Source organism: Bacillus sp. SIMBA_008 (assembly GCF_046535495.1).
In the GTDB taxonomy this organism is placed as follows: domain Bacteria; phylum Bacillota; class Bacilli; order Bacillales; family Bacillaceae; genus Bacillus; species Bacillus subtilis.
Genome location: NZ_JAWRWL010000006.1, coordinates 151,225 through 175,341, shown reverse-complemented (window position 1 = coordinate 175,341; position 24,117 = coordinate 151,225). Strand labels below are relative to the sequence as shown.

The window sequence follows — 24,117 nt, the reverse complement described above, 5'->3', positions numbered from 1 at the left end:
TCTACCTAGATCATACCATTTTTCACAGGGAATTTTCTCATTTTTCAAAATCCATTTTCTTACGAAGGAGTGAAAATAAAAAAAGGCAGACCGCGTCTGCCTTTTTCTTTCTACCATATTCCTAGTACTTTCCACCATAATCCGCCGATCACAAGCCATACGATGATATGAACAATCGACAGGATAAATCCGATGGACCACCATTTGCCTTGCGGGATGTAGCCTGCTCCGAAGAAGACCGGAGCCGCTCCAGAACCGTAGTGAGTCGTTGACCCGAACAGGTTGCTGATGAACGCGAGGCTCAGCGCTGCTAAAAGCGGCGGTGCGCCCGCTGCCACGACGACAGCCAAAAATGCTGAATACATCGCACTGATGTGGGCTGTCGCACTTGCAAAGAAATAGTGAGAGTAATAATACACAACAATTAAAATGATGAATGCCACAATCCAAGAGAACCCTGATACGGATGATTTCATGGCATTACTGAACCAAGACACCATGCCTAATTCATTCAAGAAGTTGGCGAGCATGACAAGCGCCGCAAACCAAGTGAGCGTATCCCAAGCGCCCTGTTCTTTCTTGATATCATCCCAAGTCAGAACTTGTGATAATAAGAGAACGGCCAAACCGATCAATGCGGTTGTGGTAGCGTCGATGTTGAAGCTGCCGCCAAAAATCCACAGCACAAGCACCAAAAGAAACACGATAACCATGGAAAGCTCCGATTTTTTGAACGGTCCCATTTCTTTCAGTTTTTCTGTTGCGATTTTCGCCGCATCCGGTGTTTCTTTGATTTCCGGCGGATACAGTTTGTAAATCACAAGCGGCGTGATGATTAAGCTTACAAGTCCCGGTACAATCGCGGCAATTGCCCAGCTTGTCCATGTTAAGTCCACCCCTGCGACATCATGGGCCAGCTTGGCAATCAGCGGGTTCGCCGCCATCGCTGTCAGGAACATAGCAGATGTGATCAGATTCCCCTGAAAACCGGTTTTTAATAAGAATGCACCGATTTTTCTCTCTGTTCCATTTGCCGGGCTTGATCCGAATGTTTCGGATAATGATCTGATAATAGGAAATATAATGCCTCCTGCACGCGCCGTATTACTTGGAATAGCAGGTGAAAGTATTAAATCACTGAATAGCAGTGAATAAGAAAGTCCAAGGGTTTTTTTTCCGAATTTCTGAACGAATACATACGAAATTCTCGCACCGAGACCGGTTTTGATAAATCCCCGGGAAATAAAGAATGCGATAACGATAAGCCAAATGGTCTTATTCCCGAATCCGCTTAATGTATCCTCAATTGATAGTGTTCCAGTTAGTGCAGTAACCGCCAATGCAAAAATTGCAATTGCACCCATTGGCAAGGGCTTGGAGATAAAGCCGATAATTGTTGCGACAAAAATCGCAAACAAATGCCAAGCTTTAGGTTCAAGTCCGGACGGAGCGGGAATAAACCAGATGATTAGTCCCACAGCGACAGTAATAAGCAATGGAACAAGCTTTACTGCTGACTGTTTTCCTGCGTCTTTTTCTGAAGCCATAAATAGGTCTCCTCCTATATACTTGTTTTCCGATCCCCTTTTCCATTCTACTCCTTAACTAAGTTAATAAACATTTTAATTAATTAAAAAACACAAAGGTTAGCACCCTTTGTGTTTTTCACTTTCTTAATTTAATTTACCCGCACCCGCTTGATTTATAACATTTGATTTCACATTAGCAGAAGCATCAATCGATCCATGCAGAGACGGCGTCCAGCCGACAGAAGAGCTCAGCCCGTTTGCAGCCGATGCGTTGATCTGTGTGCCGTTCAGCAACGTGCCGGAGTCATATAAAGCCGTTCCCCCGCTGAATACGCTGATCGTTTTAGCAGCTGACAGTCCCGGTACGTCAATGACATTGTTTTGGGCATAGATTTTAGATGACTTTCCGATTCCCCATGCATAGCTAAAAGGATAACTTGAAGAGCTTGTGCTTCCTTCATAATAGTTGTTGTATACGTGCACTTGCCCGAAGCGGACTCTCGGCGCGCGCTGGACAATATTTTGATAGCGGTTATGATGCAGCGTAATTTTTAATTTGCCGTCATCGGAGGTTTTGCTGTCACTTGATCCGAAAATGGAGCTTTTATCATGATCGTGATAATAGTTATAGGACATCGTGATATAGTTAGCACCGTTGGAAGCATCCGTTTGGCCGTCATGGTGCTGATATTTTCTTCCATAATATTTCGGTGATGTGCTGTCCGGACGCGAACCGTCATTAAATGTACAGTGATCAATCCAGATGTGTGTGCCGCCGTTTATCGTGATGTTGTCGTATTGTGAGTTCCAGTTCCCTGAGCTTCCGTCAGTCGGATCCCATTGCGGAAAATAGTCATAGGCATCCTGGAATTCAATGTTGCGAATAATGACGTTATCACTCTTGATTTGGAAGTTTCCTCCCACGACTTTAGCGTTAGTCCCTGAACCGACGATCGTCGTGTTTGCAGGAATATCGACCATGACCCGTGCTTTTTGGTTTTTCTGCGAGCGTGCTCTCGCTTCTTCTTGTGTGCCCGACGGCTCTTTTTTGCCCCATGTGCTAGGATCATAGGCTTTCAAATATTTGTCCAAATCATACTCCGGATCTTTATAGTCATTTAGGCCAAGCGGCTTCAGATTGTCATCCACGTTCATGTCAATCGTTCCCTTGATATAAATGATTTTTGGCGTTGTGTTCGTTTCCTTCCCTAATGCCGAGACAAGCTGGTTTCTGTTGCTGACGGTATACACATTTGAGGAGGATGCTTTTGATCCGCCTGTCGTGCCGGTCGAGTACGCGCCCCAGCCATCATTGGATCCCAACGTCTGGTGGCCTAAATCAGCTGCGTTCGCGCCAGCTGGAGTCAATCCTAAAAACAGAGCCGTAGCTAACATCACTTTTTTCATCCACTATGTACCCCCATTTTCTATTTTGTGAGATTTTATTCCAATTTATCACAAAAATATAATAGCAAATTGAGGGACATGCAGAACCGAAAATGTTCCGCTATCCTATTGCGGCATTCTGCAAAATACCACCGCAAAGACCGCAAAAAAACCAAAAGGCCAACACTGGCCTTTTGGTTTTTTCCCTGCTTTATGCCCAAGCTTTCACTTTTTCGTTATCTGTCACAAAGAGAAGCACTTTTCCTTCATCTAAGCGTTTTTCAAATTGAGCGGCTTCATCTTCAGAAAAACCGATTTCGTGAATTTTATTGCGGAGCTCGTCTCCTTTTTTATTGAAGATATTTCCCACCGCGTGCTTGAAACCTGTTTCTTTGGCTCCGATCGTATTGGCATTCGTGTTGTCTGCCAGGCGTTCCGTTCTGTCATCGTCGTGAGCTAAGACGTATACATCCTCTTTCGCAACACCCATTTTCTGTAATTCCTCTACATCCTTCATGAGCTGTTCGTCATTTGTATACTCTTTTACAACTGGTTTCATGTCGATATTCCTCCTTCATGTTTTCTATATTTCTTCCATACCCGATCGTCTGTACCTGAAACAGATTCCAGAACATTGAATAGAAAAACAGGAAGAATGGTAGTAGCTATTTATTTTCCGTCCATGGTAAAGTGATAGGAACGGGACCATTTTCAGAAAAGTCAAAATTAAAGAGAAGCCGCTGCACGGAGCACACGACCATGAAATGCTGCCTTTATCCGTACGAGCAGGAGGTATGTCTAATGCAATATTTTTCACCAGAACAGCAATACAATGCTTGGATTGTGAGTGATTTAGTCAAACAGATTTTCCATAAGCGTGCCGGATGTTCACCAGGAATTCACGAGCTTGCGGTTTTTGCCGAGGAACATTTTCATATCGATATCGACTTTGTTTTCTCGATTATCATGAATATCGGCGACATTGAATTTGCACTAACAGATGAAATAGAAAAGAAATTGTCCGGTTATCTCAGCACTCTCCTTCCTTATGTCACTGCTGATATGTTCGAAACCTCTAAAGCCAACGCCCATGCGTTTTTGTCTCGAAGACACGGTAACGCTGCATACCACTTATTTGTGTCTGATGATGCTTTCATGAGAAAGCAGTAAAAAACGCAGCTTTCTTTACTAAAAAAATATTGACATGATAAGCCATGCTATTATAGTGTTACATGTGATAATGATTCTCATTACTAAATCTGAAAAAAGGAAGAATGACATGCGCACCTATTCTAACAAGTTGATTGCCATCATGAGTGTTTTATTGCTCGCCTGCCTCATTGTATCCGGCTGTTCATCAAGCCAGAATAACAACGGAAGCGGCGAAAGCAAGTCTAAGGATTCCAGAGTGATCCATGACGAAGAAGGAAAAACGACAGTAAGCGGCACACCTAAGCGGGTGGTTGTGCTTGAGCTTTCATTCTTGGATGCCGTTCACAATCTCGGCATTACGCCGGTGGGCATCGCCGATGACAACAAAAAAGATATGATTAAAAAGCTTGTCGGCAGCTCCATTGATTACACATCTGTAGGCACACGCAGCGAACCCAATCTTGAGGTCATCAGTTCCTTGAAGCCTGATTTAATCATCGCTGACGCTGAGCGCCATAAAAACATTTATAAACAGCTGAAAAAAATCGCCCCGACGATTGAATTAAAAAGCCGTGAAGCGACATATGACGAAACGATCGACAGCTTTACGACCATTGCTAAAGCATTAAATAAAGAAGATGAAGGAAAAGAAAAGCTTGCCGAGCACAAAAAAGTCATCAACGATCTAAAAGCCGAACTTCCGAAAGATGAAAACCGCAACATCGTTCTCGGCGTTGCAAGAGCGGATTCCTTCCAGCTTCATACATCATCATCCTATGACGGAGAAATCTTTAAAATGCTAGGCTTTACACACGCTGTGAAGTCAGATAACGCCTATCAAGAGGTCAGCCTCGAGCAATTGAGCAAAATCGATCCTGATATTTTGTTCATCTCAGCCAACGAAGGTAAAACCATTGTAGACGAGTGGAAAACGAACCCGCTCTGGAAAAATCTCAAAGCGGTGAAAAATGGACAAGTCTATGATGCGGACCGTGACACTTGGACAAGATTCAGAGGCATCAAGTCTAGTGAAACAAGCGCCAAAGATGTGCTTAAAAAAGTGTATAATAAATAGGACAAATGAGAAGCGAGGGGAAATCCTTGCTTCTTCGTTTTTGCAACCAGACGCAGTAAGGAAGTGAGACTGTTGTATCATTCAGCCAAACGGCGCTCATCATCAAGACTGATGATGTTCATCATTGCACTGATTATTTTTATATTTGGGCTTGGGCTGAATCTTTCAGTAGGAGCCTCAGACATCGGCATCATAGATTCATTGAAATATCTTTTTGTATGGGACGGTTCAAAGGAACAGCTCATCATCTCTACTCTTCGCCTTCCCCGCACATTAATCGGCGTTTTTGTCGGCGCCAGCCTAGCTGTAGCAGGGGCGCTGATGCAGGCTATGACCAGAAACCCTCTGGCTTCACCCCAAATTTTCGGTGTGAATGCGGGTGCATCGCTTTTTGTCGTTGCTTCTCTCGTCATTCTGCCGGCATCGCCCTATTCATCTGTTATATTCGCTTTTGCGGGTGCGGCAGCAGGCGGCGCGATTGTGTATATGATTGCCTCATCCGGCGGAATGACACCTGTCAAGCTGGCGCTGTCAGGAATGGCCGTGCACTTGTTCCTCTCCTCTATGACACAGGCCATCATTATTTTAAATGAGTCAGGTGAGGATGTTCTGTACTGGATGACAGGCGCAATCGACGGCAGCAACTGGCAGGACGTCATAACCATCGCTCCGTTTTCTGTCATTGGCATCGGGCTTGCCCTCATATTTTCCGGTTCTGTTTCTGTTCTCGGTCTCGGAGACGAAACAGCAAAAGGGCTTGGACAAAATATGAACGGCATCCGGATTCTGATCAGTTTGATTATTTTAATCCTTTCCGGCGCTTCCGTAGCCGTCGCCGGGCCGATTGGCTTTGTCGGGCTGCTCGTCCCGCATATTGTCCGCAAGCTGATCGGAGAACATTATCAATACGTGCTTCCGTTTTCGGCACTGTTCGGTGCCATTTTGCTGGTGTACGCAGATGTTCTGGCCAGATGGATTGCATTTCCTTATGAATCACCGGTCGGCATTGTCACCGCGATTATCGGAACGCCGTTTTTCTTATATTTGGCAAGGAAAGGGCGGCATCTGAAATGAAGAAAACAACCAGAAAACAAAAACGCCCCTTGCTGGCGATACTCATATTGGCCGTGATTTTGATCGTTCTGTCCGTCATCAGCATTGGAATCGGTGCATTATACATTTCACCTGATGCGGTAGTGACGAATCTGCTGGGATTGGATCATTCCTTTGAATTTATCACCCAGCAATATCGTCTGCCCCGCATCATATTAGCGATTTTGGCCGGGGCTGGGCTTGCCGCTGCCGGAGCGATTTTACAGGGTGTGATCCGAAATCCGCTCGCTTCCCCGGACGTTGTCGGCATTTCAAAAGGCTCCGGACTTGCAGCGATGGCTGTGATTCTCATCTTTCCTGAGTCGCCGGTATACGTGCTTCCGTTCTCCGCATTTGCCGGAGCCGCCATTATTGCTGTACTATTATTAATGATAGCCCGAAAAAAGAGCATTCAGCCCTCTTCACTGGCTTTATCAGGCATTGCTTTAGGCGCGGTCTGCCACGCCGGAATGCAATATATGATGGTCAAGTTTCCAGGCGACGTGAATGCTGCACTCATTTGGCTGACAGGAAGCCTCTGGGGAAGAAACTGGGAGGAAGTCAAGCTGCTTGCGCCATGGCTTTTGATTCTTTTTCCGATCGTCTGCATACTCATACCGAAGCTGGATCTTATGTCACTCGGGGATGAGCTTGCACAGGGTCTCGGAGAAAACGCAAACCGGCTGAGATTCATCCTGATTTTCACCGCGGTGGCGCTGGCGGGAAGCTGTGTAGCCGTCGTCGGCTCAATCGGTTTTATCGGCTTGCTTGCTCCGCATATCGCCAGACGGCTTACCGGAGAAAAAGCTAAATATTTACTGCCTGCATCGGCATTGATTGGTGCTATTATATTATTAATTGCAGATACGTTAGGGCGCGGCATCATGCCTCCGGTTGAAATACCTGCCGGAATACTGACAGCCGTGATCGGCGCGCCTTATTTCTTATATTTATTGAAATTCGAAGCGAGGAAACAGTAGGGAGAGGATACCATGGGAAAACTGGCTGCAGACCAGCTCACTCTTTCATATGACAGTACAGTGATTATTGACGGAGTCGATTTAAAGATAGAAGAAGGAAAAATCACTGCGCTCATCGGCGCTAATGGCTGCGGTAAATCAACAATCCTCAAATCGCTCGCCAGGCTGATGGCCCCGAAAAGCGGTACAGTGCTACTAGAAGGAAAAGACATCCACCGCCAGCCATCAAAAGAAGTCGCAAAAAAACTGGCCATTCTTCCACAATCTCCTCAGGCTCCTGAAGGATTGACGGTAGAGGAATTATGCTATTTTGGCAGACATCCTCACAAAAAGCTGTTATCCAAGCATACCCAAGAGGATCATGACATGGTAGAGTGGGCACTGGAAGCAACGGGCATGATTGAACTGAAGGATCGGACACTTGATGCCCTCTCAGGCGGCCAAAGACAAAGAGCCTGGATTTCCATGGCACTTGCGCAAGGCACTGATTTGCTTTTGCTTGATGAGCCGACCACGTATTTAGACATCTCACACCAGATTGAAGTGCTTGAACTGCTGAAAAAGCTGAACCGCGACCATGGCCGCACCGTTGTCATGGTGCTCCATGATTTAAACCAAGCCGCTCAATATGCTGACTATCTGATCAGTGTGCTGGACGGAAAAATCTACAATGCCGGAACACCGGAAGATGTGTTTACCCAGCCATTTTTCCGTGAAGTCTTCGGCTTGGAATGCTGCATCATGAGAAGCCCGATCGACCAGAAGCCAATGTGCCTGCCGACGGGACTGTGCCCGAAATTACGGGCGAAATGAAAAGGAGAGGAGCCCCCTCTCCTTTTTTGTATGCCAGCTTACCTTTTGTATTTCCTCTCCTGTCCATGTTACAGTGGTGTCAACCAAGTGATAGGAGGATGAAAATGACAGCATCTCAGCAGCAAATTCAATTAGCAAGACGTCCACAAGGTATTCCTGTTCATGAAGACTTTCGCTTTGAAACCATTCCGGTTCCTGAACCCAAGCAAGGGGAAGTGCTTGTCAAAACGCTTTATGTTTCGGTTGACCCTTATATGCGCGGCCGTATGCAGGATACGAAGTCATATGTTGAGCCATTCGCCTTGGATGAAGCGCTTTCTGGCGGGGTTATCGCTGAAGTTGTGTCAGACGGGAATCATCTGAAAAAAGGCGATATCGCCATCGGAAATCTCAGCTGGCAGGAATTTTCCGCTGTGAGCGAGTCTGCCTTGCGAAAAATTGATACAAGCCTTGCTCCCGCTTCGGCCTATCTCGGCATTTTGGGAATGACCGGCTTAACAGCATACTTCGGATTGCTGGACATCGGACGCCCGAAGGAAGGCGAAACCGTGGTTGTCTCAGGAGCTGCCGGAGCCGTCGGTTCAACAGTCGGGCAAATTGCCAAAATCAAAGGCGCGCGAGTCGTCGGCATCGCGGGCTCTGATGAAAAAATCGACTATTTAAAACAGGAGCTTCAGTTTGACGAAGCCATCAATTACAAAACAGCGGATGATATCCAAAAAGCGCTTCAAAACGCTTGTCCTGACGGTGTCGATGTGTATTTTGACAATGTCGGCGGACCGATTTCAGACGCGGTGATGAATCTGCTCAATGAATTTGCCCGCATTCCGGTGTGCGGCGCCATTTCTTCCTATAACGCAGAAAGCGAAGCAGATGACATGGGCCCTCGTGTCCAATCAAAACTCATTAAAACGAAGTCGCTGATGCAAGGCTTTATCGTAAGCGACTACTCCGATCGTTTTTCTGAGGGAGCAAAACAGCTGGCCGAATGGCTGAAGGCTGGTAAACTCCATTACGAGGAAACCATCACAGAAGGCTTCGAAAACATTCCTGACGCGTTTCTCGGTTTATTTAAGGGAGAAAATAAAGGGAAACAGCTGATCAAGGTCAGTGATCCGAGCTGAATGAAGATGAAAACGGGAGGGCTTTTTGCCCTCCTTTTGTGTTTCGATGAGATCAGTTGCGAAGAATCAGCGTAAGAAAACCATCTTCATCAGGTTCCGTGTCTTCTAAAGTGAATCCTGCTGCTTGAAAGCAAGCTAAACTGATTCGATTGTCTTCTTCAATGCATGCCACCCATTCTCGCACGCTAGTAAAATCAGGTTCGGTCATCAGCTTTTGCAGTATCCGTTTTCCGTACCCTTGAAGCCGGTACAAAGGATTGACGATCAATCCAATATACGTCCGCTCCTCTCCGAACTCAATAACGACCATCCCTGCCGGCAGCTGTCCATCATACGCCATGATGACAGTATCGTGTTTATCTTTATTTACTCGTGCGTACCACTCATCTAATGGCAGCATCCCATCCATTCTCCGTCTGGTATCCTCATTCTCAAACCAGTGTTCAAGTATTTTCAGCTCTGGCTCCTGCATTACTTGAAACCTGTCTATTGAAGCCATTTTCCCACCTCCGCGCAAAATCTTTTCTATTATTTTACAACAAAAAAAGGGCTTTCCGCCCTCCTTTTTATTTCGTCTTCAGTTTTCCGCCTGCATACACAGCTTCACTCAGCTCAACACCAAGCTTCTTCGCCATTTTTTTCAGCTTTGATTCCTCCAATTTTGTCACAAGGCTCAGCACGTTGCCTTCTTTTCCGGCCCGGCCTGTTCGTCCTGATCTGTGGACATAGCCATCTTCATCTGGAATATCAGCATGAATCACGTATGGCAGGTTTTCAATGTCTAAACCGCGTGCGGCAATGTCAGTCGCCAATAAAAGAGGAAACTCTCCGTCTTCGAATGCGGAAATGATTTTTGCCCGCTCCATTTTTTTCGCTTCACTGTGCAAAACGCCGAGTTCAACGTGGTGATATGCCAGCTTTTCCGCATATACACTCAGGTTGCCGATGTCTCTCACAAATACGAGTGCCTGCATGCCTTCAAGCCTTGACAGCTTTTGCAGCAGCTTCACTTTGTCGCGCTGGTCGCAAATCAGGTATTGATGTTTCACTTTCCCTGCCTCCGCCTTGCTTCGCTGTACCTTCAACACCTCAGGCTCTTGCGCCAATTCGCGGAGCACATCCTCTGTTTCCTTTTTGAGTGTCGCGGAAAAACATAGAAGCTGGCGGTCTCTTAATGTCGTTTTAATAATTTGTTTGATCGTTTCGCGATGCTCCGGCAGGATAAGCTGATCCGCTTCATCAAGTACAATCGTTTTCACTTCATGCATTTTGAGTTTCTTTGCTTTAATCAGTTCAAATACCCTGCCTGGCGTGCCGACGATGATATGCGGATGTTTCTTCAGCTTTTCGACCTGCTTCTTCACATTCGCCCCGCCGATTAAGGAAGCCGCGCGCAGCTCTGAGCCCGCTTTCCAATCCTGAATCACCTGAAAAATCTGCATGACCAGCTCACGGGAAGGCGCTAAAATCACAGCCTGCGGATGCTTTTGCTCTGGTTTGATCCGCTCCAAGACCGGCAGCGCATACGCCAGCGTCTTCCCTGTACCTGTCGGCGATTCTGCAATGACGTCCTTTCCGTCCATGATCAGCTGGGCTGCCTGCTCTTGAACAGGGGTTGGCGTTTGAAAGCCGGAAGCATTCCAATTCTCTTGTATAAATGATTGTGCATTATGTAAAAATGGCCAAGTTTGCGTCATTTTGTTCTCCTCAATTCCTGAAATCTATTCCATAGTATCTCAAAACCTCGCCCGGAACGCAATTTTTCTTTTTCTTTCCTATACCTTTCAACATTCCGAATCCTCCTTTATAATCAAAAGAGTGAATATTACACGCCGATTGTGCGTGTTTGATAACGATAGAGGTGTAAACATGAGTATTTTATCTGTAAAGGATTTAAGCCACGGTTTCGGGGACCGGGCCATTTTTAATAACGTTTCCTTCCGCCTGTTAAAAGGCGAGCACGTCGGTTTGATCGGCGCAAACGGTGAAGGAAAATCAACCTTCATGAATATTATTACCGGAAAGCTTGAACCTGATGAGGGAAAAGTCGAGTGGTCAAAAAACGTCCGTGTCGGATACCTTGATCAGCATACCGTGCTGGAAAAAGGAAAATCCATTCGAGACGTCCTGAAAGACGCATTCCATTATTTATTTGCGATGGAAGAGGAAATGAACGAGATATACAACAAAATGGGCGAGGCTGATCCCGACGAGCTCGAAAAGCTGCTTGAAGAAGTCGGCGTCATTCAAGACGCGCTGACAAACAATGATTTTTATGTCATTGATTCCAAGGTGGAAGAAATCGCCCGCGGTCTCGGTTTGAGCGATATCGGTTTAGAGCGGGATGTCACCGATTTGAGCGGCGGACAGCGCACAAAGGTCCTTCTCGCTAAGCTTCTCCTTGAAAAGCCGGAAATTCTGCTTCTCGATGAGCCGACCAACTATCTTGATGAACAGCATATTGAATGGCTGAAACGCTACCTGCAGGAATACGAGAACGCGTTCATCCTGATTTCCCACGATATTCCGTTCTTGAATAGTGTCATCAACCTGATTTATCACGTTGAAAATCAAGAGCTGACACGTTATGTCGGCGACTACCATCAGTTTATGGAAGTCTACGAGGTGAAAAAACAGCAGCTTGAAGCGGCCTACAAAAAGCAGCAGCAGGAAGTCGCGGAGCTGAAGGATTTCGTTGCCCGCAACAAAGCGCGTGTCAGCACGAGAAACATGGCGATGTCCCGCCAAAAGAAACTCGATAAGATGGATATGATCGAGCTTGCGGCAGAAAAGCCAAAGCCGGAATTCCACTTTAAGCCGGCGAGAACGTCAGGCAAGCTGATTTTTGAAACGAAGGATCTCGTGATCGGTTACGATTCCCCGCTGTCCCGTCCACTCAACCTCCGCATGGAACGCGGCCAAAAAATCGCCCTTTACGGCGCAAACGGGATCGGAAAAACGACGTTGCTGAAAAGTTTGCTTGGCGAAATCCAGCCGCTTGAGGGCTCTGTTGAACGCGGTGAGCACATCTATACCGGCTATTTCGAGCAAGAGGTCAAGGAAACAAACAACAATACGTGCATCGAAGAAGTATGGAGCGAATTCCCTTCTTATACGCAGTATGAAATCCGTGCCGCTCTGGCAAAATGCGGGCTGACGACAAAGCATATCGAAAGCCGCGTCTCCGTATTAAGCGGAGGCGAAAAAGCGAAAGTCAGATTGTGCAAGCTAATCAACTCAGAAACAAACCTGCTGGTGCTCGATGAGCCGACAAACCACTTGGATGTCGATGCCAAGGAAGAGCTCAAGCGCGCCCTGAAAGAATATAAAGGCTCCATTCTGCTCATTTCCCACGAGCCAGACTTTTATATGGATATCGCGACAGAAACATGGAACTGCGAGTCTTGGACGACGAAAGTGCTTTAATTTATAAAAAAACCCGCCTGCTGAAGGGCGGGTTTTTTACTGCCATTTTTTCTGAACGATTCTCAAAAGCTCTCTGTCTTTTAAAATGAGATGCAATGGAGATGTGAATTCAAACTTTCATTTTAAGATTATCATTCAAAAAAACATCTTTACAAAATTATTTACATTAACAATGAACCCGAGAAACTGTCCTGTTGCTATCATAATACGAAATATAAGCTTTGGTTTTGGTTTATCAGGTTTAGGTTTGTATAGGCGAAGAGCAGATTTCCCGATAAAAAGAAACCCAAATGCAATAATAAATAAAGCCAAAAGATTTGGGAAACTAATAAAAATATCTTTTAGGATTATTGGTATTAACGTAAACCCCAACCCTATACACATCTCTAACGCACCATCGTTAAGGGTTACTTTACTTAATTCGACTCCTAGGCCACAAATACCAAAAATATCATCGATAGCAGTTTCATTGCGGTTTCATTACCAAAAGTATCCCAAGAAAAATATAAAACACAACCCACAAGGATACTAACTGCTGCTAAAACAAAGCCAAAAAATTTATCATCATCTTGCTGAACTGTTTTTGGATTCGTTTCCATCTGACAAAACGCACCTCGTATGTTTTTTTGTAGTATATCATATTAAGGACATAAAGTTAATATTATACAACCTTCTGATACCAATTAGTATTAACAGAAGATGCGTCATAAAAGTGCTGCTAATAGGATAATCATAAGATGATGACCTTACTAGTTAGCTCTAAACAGGACATAAGACATTGTATTATGAAAGAAAAAGAGCTTTTAAAAGATCAAAGATCCTCTCATAAACTAATGTTCGAGAAATGCAATTTTAAAATTTTTATAACAACCTGTCTCTTCAGGGAACTCAACGCGATGAATAGTCCTCTTAGTCCCCTAAAATAAACGAGAATATACTATAACACTATTATGATAAGTAGATTTAGCAACTTAAAAAAGACACTGCATCTGTGCAGTGTCTTTCGTTATTAATGCCCCGCCTTAATTCCAGCAAGATGTTTACGTCCCATGAGAAGGACAAGCATGCCGACAAAAACGACGATTCCGCCTACTGTATATGGTGTGCTTGCAGTAAAGTGTTCTGACAGCATTCCTGCAATCCACGGGGCGAGCGCGCCGCCGATGAAGCGGACTGAGCTGTAGGCTGAAGACGCGATTGAACGTTCAACCGGCGCAGAACCCATCACAGCGGTTGTCATGATCGTATTCACCATACCGAGGACAGCACCGGCGACAACGATACATGTAATAATCAAAGTCTGATGGTCTGTCCAGATCCCCATAATAACGAGAATGGCCGCAAAGGCGATAAAGAGAACGACGAGCGAACGCACTGTGCCCAGCGCTTTGTGCACGAGCGGCGCCGTAAAGACTGACGTAATTGCCAGCAGAAGGCCCCAGCCGAAGAAGACATATCCAAGACCGTGTTCATCTAAATCCAGAACGAACGGAGAATAAGCAAGCAAAATAAAAAATCCAAAGTTGTATAAGAATGCCGATACCGCCATTGTTAAAAGGCCTTTATATTTGAGCGCCTTCATCGCATCAAACACACCGACGCGTTTCGCCGGTTTCGGCAATTTCGGAAGCATGAAAGAAATCGCGATTAACGCAATAAACATCAGGACAGATACTCCGAAAAACGGTGCACGCCATGAAATGCTTCCAAGCTCTCCGCCCGCAAGCGGCCCGACAGAAATCCCGAGACCGAGCGCAGCCTCATACAAAATAATCGCTTGGGCGCTTCCTCCGACTGATACACCGACGATGACCGCAAGCGCTGTTGAAATAAACAAAGCATTCCCTAATCCCCAGCCGCCGCGATAGCCGACTAACTGAGCGATTGAGCTTGAGCTGCCGCCAAACCCCGCAAACACAATAATAAAAATAAGTCCGAGAATTAATGTCCATTTCGCGCCGATGCGGCTGGAAATGGCTCCTGAGAAAAACATCATAAATCCGGTTACAAGCAAATAACTTGTAAACAAGAGTGATACTTCACTAGGTGAAGCATGTAATTGTGCGGCAATGGCCGGAAGAATTGGATCAACCAGCCCGATTCCCATAAAGGAAATCACACAGGCAAACGCGACAGCCCATACCGCTTTCGGCTGGCTGAGCAAGCCTGTTTTCTGATTCACTTGTGTTGTCTTATCCATTTGACCTGACCTCCATCTTTATTCCATTAAAAGAAACGCTACAAAAATAGCGTTTAACAAACTTTTCATTCGATTGATTGAATGGCGCGTTCCGCTTTGCCTTTCATGCCCTGCAGGCGTTCTTTAAAGCTTTGGAATGTGCGGATTTTCTCATCAATCAAATCCAGCTGGTGATTCAGGGTTTCCTGAATTTCCTCCAGTTTTTCTTTCCGTTCCTTAGGATCCAGTGACAACAAATACCCCTCTTTGTTTAACTCTAGCTGGCGGCTGGTTTCCATGAAATGCTGAAGCTCCTGAAGGGAAAAACCGAGCACCTCTTTTGTGCTGATGACTTTCTCAAGCTCCTCCATATCATCCTCTGAATAAAGCCTTACACCGCCGTCTGTCCGTTTCGGCGCCGGAATCAAGCCGATTTCTTCATAAAACCGGATGGTCCGCTTTGTCAGCCCGCTTCTTTTGGCCACTTGATCAATCTTCATCCATTCCAAGGTAAATCCCCCTTCGCCGTTTCTGTTACCATTATACACCTTTTGAACCTTAACGTAAACGTTAAGTTTTAAAAAACAATAAAAAAGACGAGCAGCATACAGCACCCGTCTTTCACTTTCCTGTTTAAGCTAAACTTCCCGCCACTGACAGAGACTCTTTTTGAAGGCTTTCAGAAAGCACTCGATACGCGATCACTTTCTTCTTGTACTGTTTCACGACGTCGATATGGTCGTCGTAGCGGTACACGAACAGCTTCACGTCTTTTTTTCCTTTTTTTGTATCTATCACCAGAGGCGTGCCGCCGTTTTCCGGATGTAAATAACGCTCTTCATCACCTGGATAGATATAATATTTTTCCAGGAAGATAGCTTCGTTAAATTGATCAATCACTTTCTGCTTCTCTGCACCCTCGAGGCGTTTTCCATCTAGAGAGAGACTCGCATTTTCGTCACTCAGCTTGGCGTGCACTTCAAATTTGCCGAGCAGCCATTCTATGACGCCTGTAGGAAGACAGGTTAATACGATTTTCACCAGACTCATGAGAATTAACATCACGATCGCCCATGTCATACTTCATCATCTCCGTTAGTTTTCCATGTGCCGCTGACACACAACTTTATCCTAACATAAGCAGGCCGATTCGTTTTTGTCCATTATGTGAAAAAAAGCGCGGCCTGCTGCGGCCACGCTTTTTAGCTTTCCAGTTCTTCAATCATGAGGGACAATTCTGTCCAGCGGTCCATCGCAGCCTCAAGCTCTTCCGCAGTTTTCGCCTGCTCGGCCATCAGCTCTTGGATTTTGCCAAAATCACTGCCTGCTGCGGCGATGTCAGCTTCGAGCTGTTCATGCTTTTCTTCCAGCTGGGCAATTTTATCTTCGATGCAGTCCCATTCCAGCTGGTCTTTGTAAGAAAGCTTTTTCCGTTTTTTCTTCGGCTCGGCTTCAGCCGATTTTTCCTCAGCTGCCGGTTTTGGGGCCGCTTTTTTCGCTTTTGACTCCTCCATATAGTCGCTGTAGGAGCCTTGAAAGCGGGAAATGACACCATTTCCTTCAAATACAATCAAACGGTCGACGACGCGGTCAAGGAAATAGCGGTCATGGGATACGGTGATGACGATGCCAGGGAACTGGTCAATATAATCCTCAAGAACGCTTAATGTTTCAGTATCCAAATCATTTGTCGGCTCATCGAGAAACAGGACATTCGGCTCCTGCATGAGAACCTGAAGCAAGTATAAACGGCGTTTTTCCCCGCCGGACAGCTTGCGGATATACGTCTGCTGCATCGAACGCGGGAAGAGGAAACGCTCGAGCATTTGTTCAGCTGTAATCATATCGCCATCTGCCGTTTTTACGACCTCCGCCGTTTCTTTTATATAGTCAATGACCTTTAACTCACCGTTCATTTCACTATGATCCTGAGTATAGTAGCCGATTCTGACCGTCTGTCCGATCGTAATATCGCCTCCGTCCGGCGTATGACGGCCGGCAAGGGCATTTAACAGCGTTGTTTTCCCGATGCCGTTCGGCCCGATGATCCCGATCCGTTCACCTGGTATGACAAGTTCATTAAAACGGTCGACGAGCATGCGGCCGTCATAAGCGATCATGACGTTCTCCGCTTCAATAACCTGTTTTCCGAGACGGTGCGAGCCAATGGCAAAATCGAGTGAACCTGATGACTGAGGGCCTTTCTGCTCTTTAAGCGTCTCTACCCGGTCAATTCTCGCCTTTTGTTTTGTTGAGCGGGCTTTCGCTCCTCGTCTGAGCCAGGCCAGCTCGCGGCGCAGCAGGTTTTGCCGCTTCGTTTCCTTTTGCTCAGCCTGCGCTTCCCGTTCCGCGCGTTTTTCTAAAAACACTTCATAGTTGCCTTTGTACGTGTAGAGGCTGCCTCTTTCAAGCTCATAAATGCGGTTGGTGACACGGTTTAAGAAATATCTATCGTGCGTCACCAGCATGACGGCGCCGGGATATTGGCTTAAATACCCTTCAAGCCACTCAATCGTTTCATTATCCAAATGGTTTGTCGGCTCGTCCAAAATGAGCAGATCAGCGGGCTGAATTAAGTTTTTGGCAATGGCTACCCGTTTTTTCTGGCCGCCTGAGAGCTCATTGACCGGTTTTGTTACGTCTTTGACGCCCAGCTTAGACAATACGGTTTTTGCCAAGGTGTTTGCATCCCATGCATTGTTTGCGTCCATTTTCGCTTGTGCTGCCAGCAGGTGTTTCTGGCGCTGTTCATTTTCGGGATCTTTCCCCAGTTCATACAGCGCTTTTTCATATTCACGCAAGGTTTTCATCACAGCCGATTCACCGGAATAGATATGTTCCAGCACTGTTTGCCCCGCAGGCAGCTCCGGGTCTTGATGAAGAAATTCGACCTGCACGCTTCCGGATTTCGTGATTTCTCCTTCTTCGGTAGATTCCAAGCCGGCAATCACTTTCAGCAGCGTTGATTTTCCTGTTCCGTTCGGCCCGATTAATCCGATTCTCTCATTCTCTTCAATATGAAAGGAGATATGGTCAAATAATGTTTTATCTCCGTATGTTTTATAAAGATTTTCCGCTTTTAATATGCTCATGGTTCCTATCAATCCTCACGTAAGTTCATGTGTACATTTTAAATCAGCCGCTGGAATAAAACTAGTAAAACGTCAGACGAATTTCATGGAAATGCAGGATAGAAAAAGACCGGGGACATTTGTCCCCGGTCTCTTACTCTTCCTCAAGCGCTTTTTCGGCCATTTTTGCAAGATGCTGTGCGCTTCCTGAAATCTCCTGCATTGTGGCGGAAATTTGTTCAACAGCAGCGGCTTGTCCGTCTGTATGCTGGTTAATCGACTCAATGGATTCCTCCAGCCCTTTCAGCAGGCTGTGGATTTTTTTCGTAATCTGGTCAATTTGGCCGACATTTTCTTTTGAATGCGTTGCTAGCTTTCTGATCTCATCTGCGACGACAGAGAAGCCTTTTCCGGACTCCCCTGCTCTTGCCGCTTCGATCGCGGCGTTCAAGCCGAGCAGATTGCTTTGGTCAGAGATGCCTTTAACAGTTACTGAAATATCGGCGATTTCACCGGCGCTTTCGCTTACTTTTTTCGCCTGAGAGGAAATGCCCGACATTTGAGTTGAAAACCCGTTAATTGATTCAGAAATGTCAGAAATAGCCGCGGCTGTTTGTTCAACGACAGCTGATAAGCTTTCCGCGACATCATGCAGCTTTGACGACTCCTCAAGGCTCGTTCCGAGGCCGACGCCTCCAATGACTCTTCCATTCTCGTCGTGCAGCGGGATGGCACGCGCGATCAATGGGAAGCCGAACAATTCTTTCGGAACCATGCTCGTCTTCTTCTGATTGCTTCGGATGGCATCTGTGATGATATCCCCTTCCTGCAGCGGATCGCCGGCTTTTACGTTCAGCGAAAAGGTTTTGGCCGGTATATTCACGAGCAGTTTTTCCGTATCATAAATGCCGATTGTAATATCATCCTGAACCAGGCTGTTTAAATAAGGGGCTACTTTGATAAATGCGTCCAGAATATCTGCGGTTTCTTTTTCCGTATTTATGGTCAATTCCATTCACTCCTTTTCATTAATAAGGGAAGCTGCGTTTTTCGTGCTGGACCGAGATCCATTTCAGCGTTGTAAATTCTTCGAGGCTCCACTCACCGTTTAAACGGCCGAGACCTGATTGCTTTTCACCGCCGAAGGCTACATTCGGTTCATCATTGATGGTCGTGTCATTGACGTGAATCATGCCCGTTTCAATGCGTTTCGCAAAAGCCACGCCGCGCTCAAGATTTGACGTATGTACGGCACCGCTCAAGCCAAACGGGGTTTCGTTTGCGATATCCACCGCCTCGTCTTCTGAATCAAACTTCATAAAGGAGACGACTGGTCCGAACAGCTCTTCCTTGGCAATGCTCATGAACGGTTTGACGTCTTTTAAGATCGTCGGTTCCACGATCGTCCCGTTAAATCCGCCAAGCTTCACTGGTACAGCGCCTTCTTCAATTGCTTGCTCTACAGTCTTCATCAGCCCGTCCGTCTGTCTGCTGTTGATTAATGGCCCGATAATCGTATCAGGATCCATTGGGTCGCCGACTTTCAGCGATTCCACTTTTGCCTGGTACAGCTCAAGGAACTTGTCATAAATAGAAGAATGAACAAGCACGCGGTTGGCTGACATGCAAATCTGTCCTTGATGTGTAAATCGGCTGAACACCGCCGCATTGACCGCATATTCTATATCTGCATCCTCAAGTACGATGAAGGCACTGTTCCCGCCAAGCTCAAGAAGCGGCTTTTTAAAATGCTTCATCGCAAGCTGTCCGATGTAGCTGCCGACTTTCGTAGAACCGGTAAATGAGATGATCCGCGGCACTGGATGCTCAACGAAGCTGTCGCCGATTTCAGCAATGTCTGTGACAACAACATTCAGCAGCCCCGCTGGAATTCCCGCGTTCTCAAAAATTTTCGCAATCAGCGTTCCGCCGCAAATCGGCGTTTCCTCATGCGGCTTTAGCACAACGCCATTGCCGGCTCCGAGTGCAGGCGCCACTGATTTCATAGATAAAAAGAATGGGAAGTTAAACGGACTGATGACACCGACAACACCTGCCGGCACGCGATATAATCTGTTTTCCTTGCCATCTATTGTGGACGGAAGAATTTTGCCTTCCATGCGGACAGGGAACGTTGCCGCTTCTTTTATGATGTTTTTGACAAGACCGATTTCAAAAGCTGCTTTGAGCCTTGTTCCGCCAAGCTCTTCCATAATCAAATAAATGATGGCTTCTTCGTTCTCTTCGATATACGTGACGGCTTTTTCTAAAATGGTCCTTTTCTCGAACGGATTGACCGCATCCCATTTTTTCTTCGCCAGCGCCGCTGCCCTGTACGCTTCATCTACATCGTCAGCAGTCGCTTTACGGAATGTTGTGAATGTTTTTTGAGTATAAGGATTTTTGTTTTCCAATACATTTGGGCTGCTGCCCTCCTGCCATTTCCCGCCGATAAACTGTTTATTCAACTCTTCATATTGAAACATGGTCAGCATCTCCTTTATAACCGCAAATCAAAATATGGGCGAATCTATTTTTTCTATCGGTTCATCTTGCATAAAATTGAATATACGATTAGTAAAAATTACTATCCTATGATACGACAACGCTGTTTCGCTTCTATCATTTAAAGCAGAAAAATATTTTATTGACTGCGTCAAATTTCGACAATATAATACAACAAGAACTGCATATAATGATTAGAATATTTTGAATATTTCTAGGAGGAACTTTTGATGAGTTCATTATTTAGAAAAAAACCGCTTGAAACATTGAGTGCGCAGAGCAAGTCAAAAAGCCTTGCCCGTACGTTAAGCGCATTTGATTTAACCTTGCTCGGTATCGGTTGTGTCATCGGTACAGGGATTTTTGTCATTACAGGAACAGTGGCAGCGACCGGTGCAGGTCCCGCCCTCATCATATCGTTTATTTTAGCGGGGCTCGCCTGTGCGCTGGCTGCTTTCTGTTATGCTGAGTTTTCGTCTTCCATTCCGATTTCGGGAAGCGTGTACTCCTACTCATACGTGACACTTGGAGAGCTGCTCGCCTTTTTGATCGGATGGGATCTCATGCTTGAATATGTCATTGCACTGTCGGCGGTTGCCACCGGCTGGTCTTCATACTTTCAATCACTGCTTGCCGGCTTCAATCTTCATATTCCGGCTGCACTGACAGGAGCGCCGGGAAGCACGGCGGGCGCCGTATTTAACCTTCCGGCTGCGGTGATCATTCTCCTCATCACTGCGATTGTCAGCAGAGGCGTCAAGGAAAGCACACGCTTTAACAACGTTATTGTACTGATGAAAATCGCGATCATTTTATTGTTCATTATTGTCGGCATCGGCTATGTGAAACCGGACAACTGGTCTCCTTTTATGCCATTCGGGATGAAAGGCGTCATACTTAGCGCTGCCACTGTATTCTTCGCGTACCTTGGGTTTGACGCGGTTTCAAACGCATCAGAGGAAGTGAAAAATCCGCAAAAAAACATGCCCGTCGGCATTATTTCAGCTCTAGCCGTCTGCACGGTTCTGTACATCGCGGTATCGCTTGTGCTGACAGGCATGATGCCTTATGCCAAATTGAATGTCGGAGATCCTGTATCTTTTGCGCTGAAATTCGTCGGACAGGACGCTGTTGCCGGAATTATTTCTGTCGGTGCGATTATCGGGATTACGACGGTGATGCTCGCTTTGCTGTACGCACAGGTCCGCTTGACATTTGCCATGAGCAGAGACGGCCTTCTGCCTGGATTGTTCGCAAAGGTTCATCCGTCATTTAAAACCCCGTTCCGCAACACATGGCTGACAGGGATCGTTGCAGCGGGAATCGCCGGCTTTATTAACCTCGGAACGCTGGCCCATCTGGTGAACATGGGAACACTTGCCGCGTTTACGGTCATTTCCATTGCTGTCATTGTGTTAAGAAAGAAACATCCTGAAATCAAAGCGTCCTTCAGAGTGCCATTCGTTCCGGTTGTGCCGATTATCAGCGCAGGCATCTGCCTTTGGTTCATGTACAGCCTTCCCGGCGTCACATGGCTTTCATTTGTCATCTGGATCGCTGTCGGAACGCTGGTTTACTTCCTATATTCGAGAAAACACAGCTTATTAAACAAATAATCTCTTTTCAGCCGGCGGTGCCTCACCCGCCGGCTTTTTCCTTTTTTTATGTGCTATACTTTGAATACATATGAGAAAGGGAGACACACAGATGAAGCGATACCGCACTTTATTATTTGATGTAGATGATACCATCCTTGATTTTCAAGCGGCAGAAGCTTTAGCCCTGCGTTTGCTGTTTGAAGATCAGAATATTCCTTTAACAAATGACATGAAGGCGCAGTATAAAACCATCAATCAAGGTCTCTGGAGAGTCTTTGAAGAAGGTAAGATGACACGGGATGAAGTCGTAAACACACGTTTCTCCGCTTTGCTCAAGGAGTACGGTTACGAGGCGGACGGCGCCTTGCTTGAGCAAAAATACCGCCGCTTTCTTGAAGAAGGACATCAGCTTATTGACGGTGCATTTGATCTCATCTCAAATCTGCAGCAACAGTTTGATTTGTACATCGTGACAAACGGTGTGTCTAACACACAATATAAGCGTCTCCGTGATTCAGGATTATTTCCATTCTTCAAGGACATTTTCGTTTCTGAAGACACAGGCTTCCAAAAGCCGATGAAGGAATATTTCGATTACGTGTTTGAACGGATTCCTCAATTTTCAGCAGAGCACACATTAATCATCGGGGATTCACTAACTGCTGATATCAAAGGCGGACAGCTCGCCGGGCTTGATACTTGCTGGATGAACCCTGACATGAAGCCGAATGTGCCAGAGATCATACCAACCTATGAGATTCGTAAGCTTGAAGAGCTATATCACATTTTGAATATCGAAAATACCGTCAGCTGCTAATCAGGCTGACGGCGTTTCTTTCATAAGAGTCTTTTTTCCTCTTGATAAATTCTTCACCTTATGAATAATATGGTGGTATGCTTTGGTTATATATGTAAGGAGGAGACTCAATTGGCTATCGCCGCCCCGTTAAAAGAAAAAACAGTTCAAAAACCAGGCACCACGGTGTATCCGATTTTGATTATTATCGGAATCTGCCATATGCTCAACGATTCGCTTCAAGCTGTGATTCCGGCCATGTTCCCTATTTTGGAACGCTCCATGAGCCTGACGTTTACACAGCTCGGCATCATCGCTTTCACATTAAACATGGTGTCATCCGTCATGCAGCCTGTTGTCGGCTGGTATACCGATAAACGGCCGCGGCCGTATGCGCTGCCAGTCGGTTTGACCGCCAGCATGCTTGGCATTTTGGGCCTTGCATTTGCCCCGTCATTCGCAACGATCTTATGCTGTGTGTTTTTCATTGGATTAGGCTCGGCCATTTTCCATCCGGAGGGCTCCCGTGTGGCGTATATGGCCGCCGGCACAAAACGCGGGCTCGCCCAGTCGATTTATCAGGTGGGCGGAAACTCAGGCCAGGCGATGGCGCCGCTGATCACCGCGCTGATCCTTGTGCCGCTCGGGCAATTCGGCGCTGTTTGGTTCACGCTCGTCGCCGCGCTTGCTGTTATGTTTCTCATGTATATTGCGAAATGGTACGCCTCACGTCTCGGCAGCCTTGCCCAGAAATCAGGCAAACAAAAGAAAACGGCTGAAAACACGGCCATCACCAAATCTGTTGTATCTGCTCTTATTATTATTATATTTCTCATTTTTGCTCGTTCTTGGTATACGAGTGCGATCGGTAACTTTTACACGTTTTACGCGATGGATACCTATCACGTAAGCATTCAGCAGGCACAAAGCTATATTTTTGTCTTCTTGCTGTTCGGCGCGATCGGCACGTTTCTCGGTGGCCCGCTTGCAGACCGTTTTGGAAAACGCTTCGTTATCCTCGGTTCGCTGTTATGCTCGGCGCCGCTGGCGATTGTGCTGCCATTTGCCGGCCCGGTTCTCGCCTATGGCGTGCTCGCATTGATTGGCTTGGTTCTGATGTCGAGCTTTTCTGTAACGGTCGTCTACGCACAGGAGCTAGTTCCTGGAAAAATCGGCACAATGTCCGGTTTAACCGTCGGGCTTGCCTTCGGGATGGGCGCAATCGGCGCTGTGGCGCTGGGCGCTCTGATTGACGCCGCGGGACTGACCCCGACGATGATCGCCATTGCCTTTCTCCCTGTTCTCGGCATCCTTGCCTTCCTATTGCCGAGTGACCAGAAGCTGAGAGAATGGCATAGCTGAAAAAACCCCTGCCAGGCGGCAGGGTTTTT

22 protein-coding genes are annotated in these 24,117 nt (G+C 46.3%); 10 read left to right on the top strand and 12 right to left on the bottom strand.

Annotated elements, in window-relative coordinates; translation table 11 throughout:
* Positions 1 to 110: 110 nt before the first annotated feature.
* The 3 genes from SB658_RS18900 to SB658_RS18890 form a co-directional block, all read right to left on the bottom strand.
* Entirely contained in the window at positions 111 to 1,547 is a 1,437-nt protein-coding gene (locus tag SB658_RS18900) for an anion permease (protein ID WP_003233725.1), read from the bottom strand.
* Between the two features lie 126 nt (positions 1,548 to 1,673).
* On the bottom strand, positions 1,674 to 2,936 hold the full coding sequence (locus tag SB658_RS18895) for a pectate lyase (RefSeq protein WP_029726877.1): 1,263 nt from the start codon (positions 2,934 to 2,936) through the stop codon (positions 1,674 to 1,676).
* A gap of 190 nt (positions 2,937 to 3,126) precedes the next feature.
* Entirely contained in the window at positions 3,127 to 3,474 is a 348-nt protein-coding gene (locus SB658_RS18890) for a YflT domain-containing protein (RefSeq protein ID WP_003233729.1), read from the bottom strand.
* 242 nt (positions 3,475 to 3,716) lie between these two features.
* Here SB658_RS18890 and SB658_RS18885 point away from each other — a divergent pair, with 242 nt between their 5' ends.
* The 6 genes from SB658_RS18885 (at position 3,717) to SB658_RS18860 (ending at position 9,151) form a co-directional block, all read left to right on the top strand.
* Positions 3,717 to 4,085, top strand: coding sequence for a YfmB family protein (locus tag SB658_RS18885; RefSeq protein ID WP_003233730.1), 369 nt, complete (start codon positions 3,717 to 3,719; stop codon positions 4,083 to 4,085).
* Between the two features lie 109 nt (positions 4,086 to 4,194).
* Positions 4,195 to 5,142, top strand: coding sequence for a Fe(3+)-citrate ABC transporter substrate-binding protein YfmC (yfmC, locus tag SB658_RS18880; RefSeq protein WP_042978069.1), 948 nt, complete (start codon positions 4,195 to 4,197; stop codon positions 5,140 to 5,142).
* 72 nt (positions 5,143 to 5,214) lie between these two features.
* Positions 5,215 to 6,216, top strand: coding sequence for a Fe(3+) dicitrate ABC transporter permease FecD (fecD, locus tag SB658_RS18875; protein WP_086343566.1), 1,002 nt, complete (start codon positions 5,215 to 5,217; stop codon positions 6,214 to 6,216).
* Positions 6,213 to 7,214 (top strand): Fe(3+)-citrate ABC transporter permease YfmE, encoded by a 1,002-nt coding sequence (gene yfmE / locus SB658_RS18870; RefSeq protein WP_086343565.1) that lies wholly within the window; start codon positions 6,213 to 6,215, stop codon positions 7,212 to 7,214. Before fecD ends, yfmE begins: the two co-directional genes overlap by 4 nt.
* 12 nt (positions 7,215 to 7,226) lie before the next feature.
* Positions 7,227 to 8,027, top strand: coding sequence for a Fe(3+)-citrate ABC transporter ATP-binding protein YfmF (yfmF, locus tag SB658_RS18865; protein WP_003233737.1), 801 nt, complete (start codon positions 7,227 to 7,229; stop codon positions 8,025 to 8,027).
* A gap of 104 nt (positions 8,028 to 8,131) precedes the next feature.
* Positions 8,132 to 9,151 (top strand): NADP-dependent oxidoreductase, encoded by a 1,020-nt coding sequence (locus tag SB658_RS18860; RefSeq protein ID WP_015715494.1) that lies wholly within the window; start codon positions 8,132 to 8,134, stop codon positions 9,149 to 9,151.
* 52 nt (positions 9,152 to 9,203) lie between these two features.
* On the opposite strand, the gene SB658_RS18855 is transcribed toward SB658_RS18860, so the two are convergent.
* Complete coding sequence (locus SB658_RS18855) at positions 9,204 to 9,650, bottom strand: GNAT family N-acetyltransferase (RefSeq protein ID WP_015252579.1); 447 nt, start codon at positions 9,648 to 9,650, stop codon at positions 9,204 to 9,206.
* A gap of 67 nt (positions 9,651 to 9,717) precedes the next feature.
* Positions 9,718 to 10,848 (bottom strand): DEAD/DEAH box helicase, encoded by a 1,131-nt coding sequence (locus SB658_RS18850; RefSeq protein ID WP_015715493.1) that lies wholly within the window; start codon positions 10,846 to 10,848, stop codon positions 9,718 to 9,720.
* Between the two features lie 172 nt (positions 10,849 to 11,020).
* Between SB658_RS18850 and SB658_RS18845 the strand changes: the two genes are divergently transcribed.
* Complete coding sequence (locus SB658_RS18845) at positions 11,021 to 12,577, top strand: ABC-F family ATP-binding cassette domain-containing protein (protein ID WP_014476110.1); 1,557 nt, start codon at positions 11,021 to 11,023, stop codon at positions 12,575 to 12,577.
* A 428-nt stretch (positions 12,578 to 13,005) separates the two neighbouring features.
* On the opposite strand, the gene SB658_RS18840 is transcribed toward SB658_RS18845, so the two are convergent.
* The 7 genes from SB658_RS18840 to yfmT form a co-directional block, all read right to left on the bottom strand.
* Complete coding sequence (locus tag SB658_RS18840; protein WP_153912164.1) at positions 13,006 to 13,176, bottom strand: hypothetical protein; 171 nt, start codon at positions 13,174 to 13,176, stop codon at positions 13,006 to 13,008.
* A 410-nt stretch (positions 13,177 to 13,586) separates the two neighbouring features.
* Positions 13,587 to 14,777 carry an MFS transporter gene (locus SB658_RS18835; RefSeq protein ID WP_015715492.1) on the bottom strand — a complete coding sequence of 397 codons (1,191 nt, stop codon included), beginning with the start codon at positions 14,775 to 14,777 and terminating at the stop codon, positions 13,587 to 13,589.
* Between the two features lie 65 nt (positions 14,778 to 14,842).
* On the bottom strand, positions 14,843 to 15,265 hold the full coding sequence (locus tag SB658_RS18830) for a MerR family transcriptional regulator (protein WP_003243655.1): 423 nt from the start codon (positions 15,263 to 15,265) through the stop codon (positions 14,843 to 14,845).
* A gap of 124 nt (positions 15,266 to 15,389) precedes the next feature.
* Complete coding sequence (locus SB658_RS18825) at positions 15,390 to 15,836, bottom strand: YfmQ family protein (protein WP_003243426.1); 447 nt, start codon at positions 15,834 to 15,836, stop codon at positions 15,390 to 15,392.
* A 122-nt stretch (positions 15,837 to 15,958) separates the two neighbouring features.
* Positions 15,959 to 17,848, bottom strand: a complete 1,890-nt coding sequence (locus SB658_RS18820) for an ABC-F family ATP-binding cassette domain-containing protein (protein WP_003233765.1) — start codon at positions 17,846 to 17,848, stop codon at positions 15,959 to 15,961.
* A 133-nt stretch (positions 17,849 to 17,981) separates the two neighbouring features.
* Positions 17,982 to 18,386: a methyl-accepting chemotaxis protein gene (locus SB658_RS18815; RefSeq protein WP_369888597.1), complete on the bottom strand. Its 405-nt coding sequence runs from the start codon at positions 18,384 to 18,386 to the stop codon at positions 17,982 to 17,984.
* 469 nt (positions 18,387 to 18,855) lie between these two features.
* Positions 18,856 to 20,313 (bottom strand): benzaldehyde dehydrogenase, encoded by a 1,458-nt coding sequence (gene yfmT, locus SB658_RS18810; protein WP_019712579.1) that lies wholly within the window; start codon positions 20,311 to 20,313, stop codon positions 18,856 to 18,858.
* Positions 20,314 to 20,562: 249 nt separating this feature from the next.
* Here yfmT and bcaP point away from each other — a divergent pair, with 249 nt between their 5' ends.
* From bcaP to SB658_RS18795, 3 genes are all read left to right on the top strand, one after another.
* Positions 20,563 to 21,948 (top strand): branched-chain amino acid transporter BcaP, encoded by a 1,386-nt coding sequence (gene bcaP / locus SB658_RS18805; RefSeq protein ID WP_003233771.1) that lies wholly within the window; start codon positions 20,563 to 20,565, stop codon positions 21,946 to 21,948.
* Between the two features lie 91 nt (positions 21,949 to 22,039).
* Positions 22,040 to 22,747 carry a YjjG family noncanonical pyrimidine nucleotidase gene (locus SB658_RS18800; RefSeq protein ID WP_032677442.1) on the top strand — a complete coding sequence of 236 codons (708 nt, stop codon included), beginning with the start codon at positions 22,040 to 22,042 and terminating at the stop codon, positions 22,745 to 22,747.
* A 111-nt stretch (positions 22,748 to 22,858) separates the two neighbouring features.
* Positions 22,859 to 24,088: an MFS transporter gene (locus tag SB658_RS18795; protein ID WP_003233775.1), complete on the top strand. Its 1,230-nt coding sequence runs from the start codon at positions 22,859 to 22,861 to the stop codon at positions 24,086 to 24,088.
* The last annotated feature ends 29 nt before the right edge of the window (positions 24,089 to 24,117 follow it).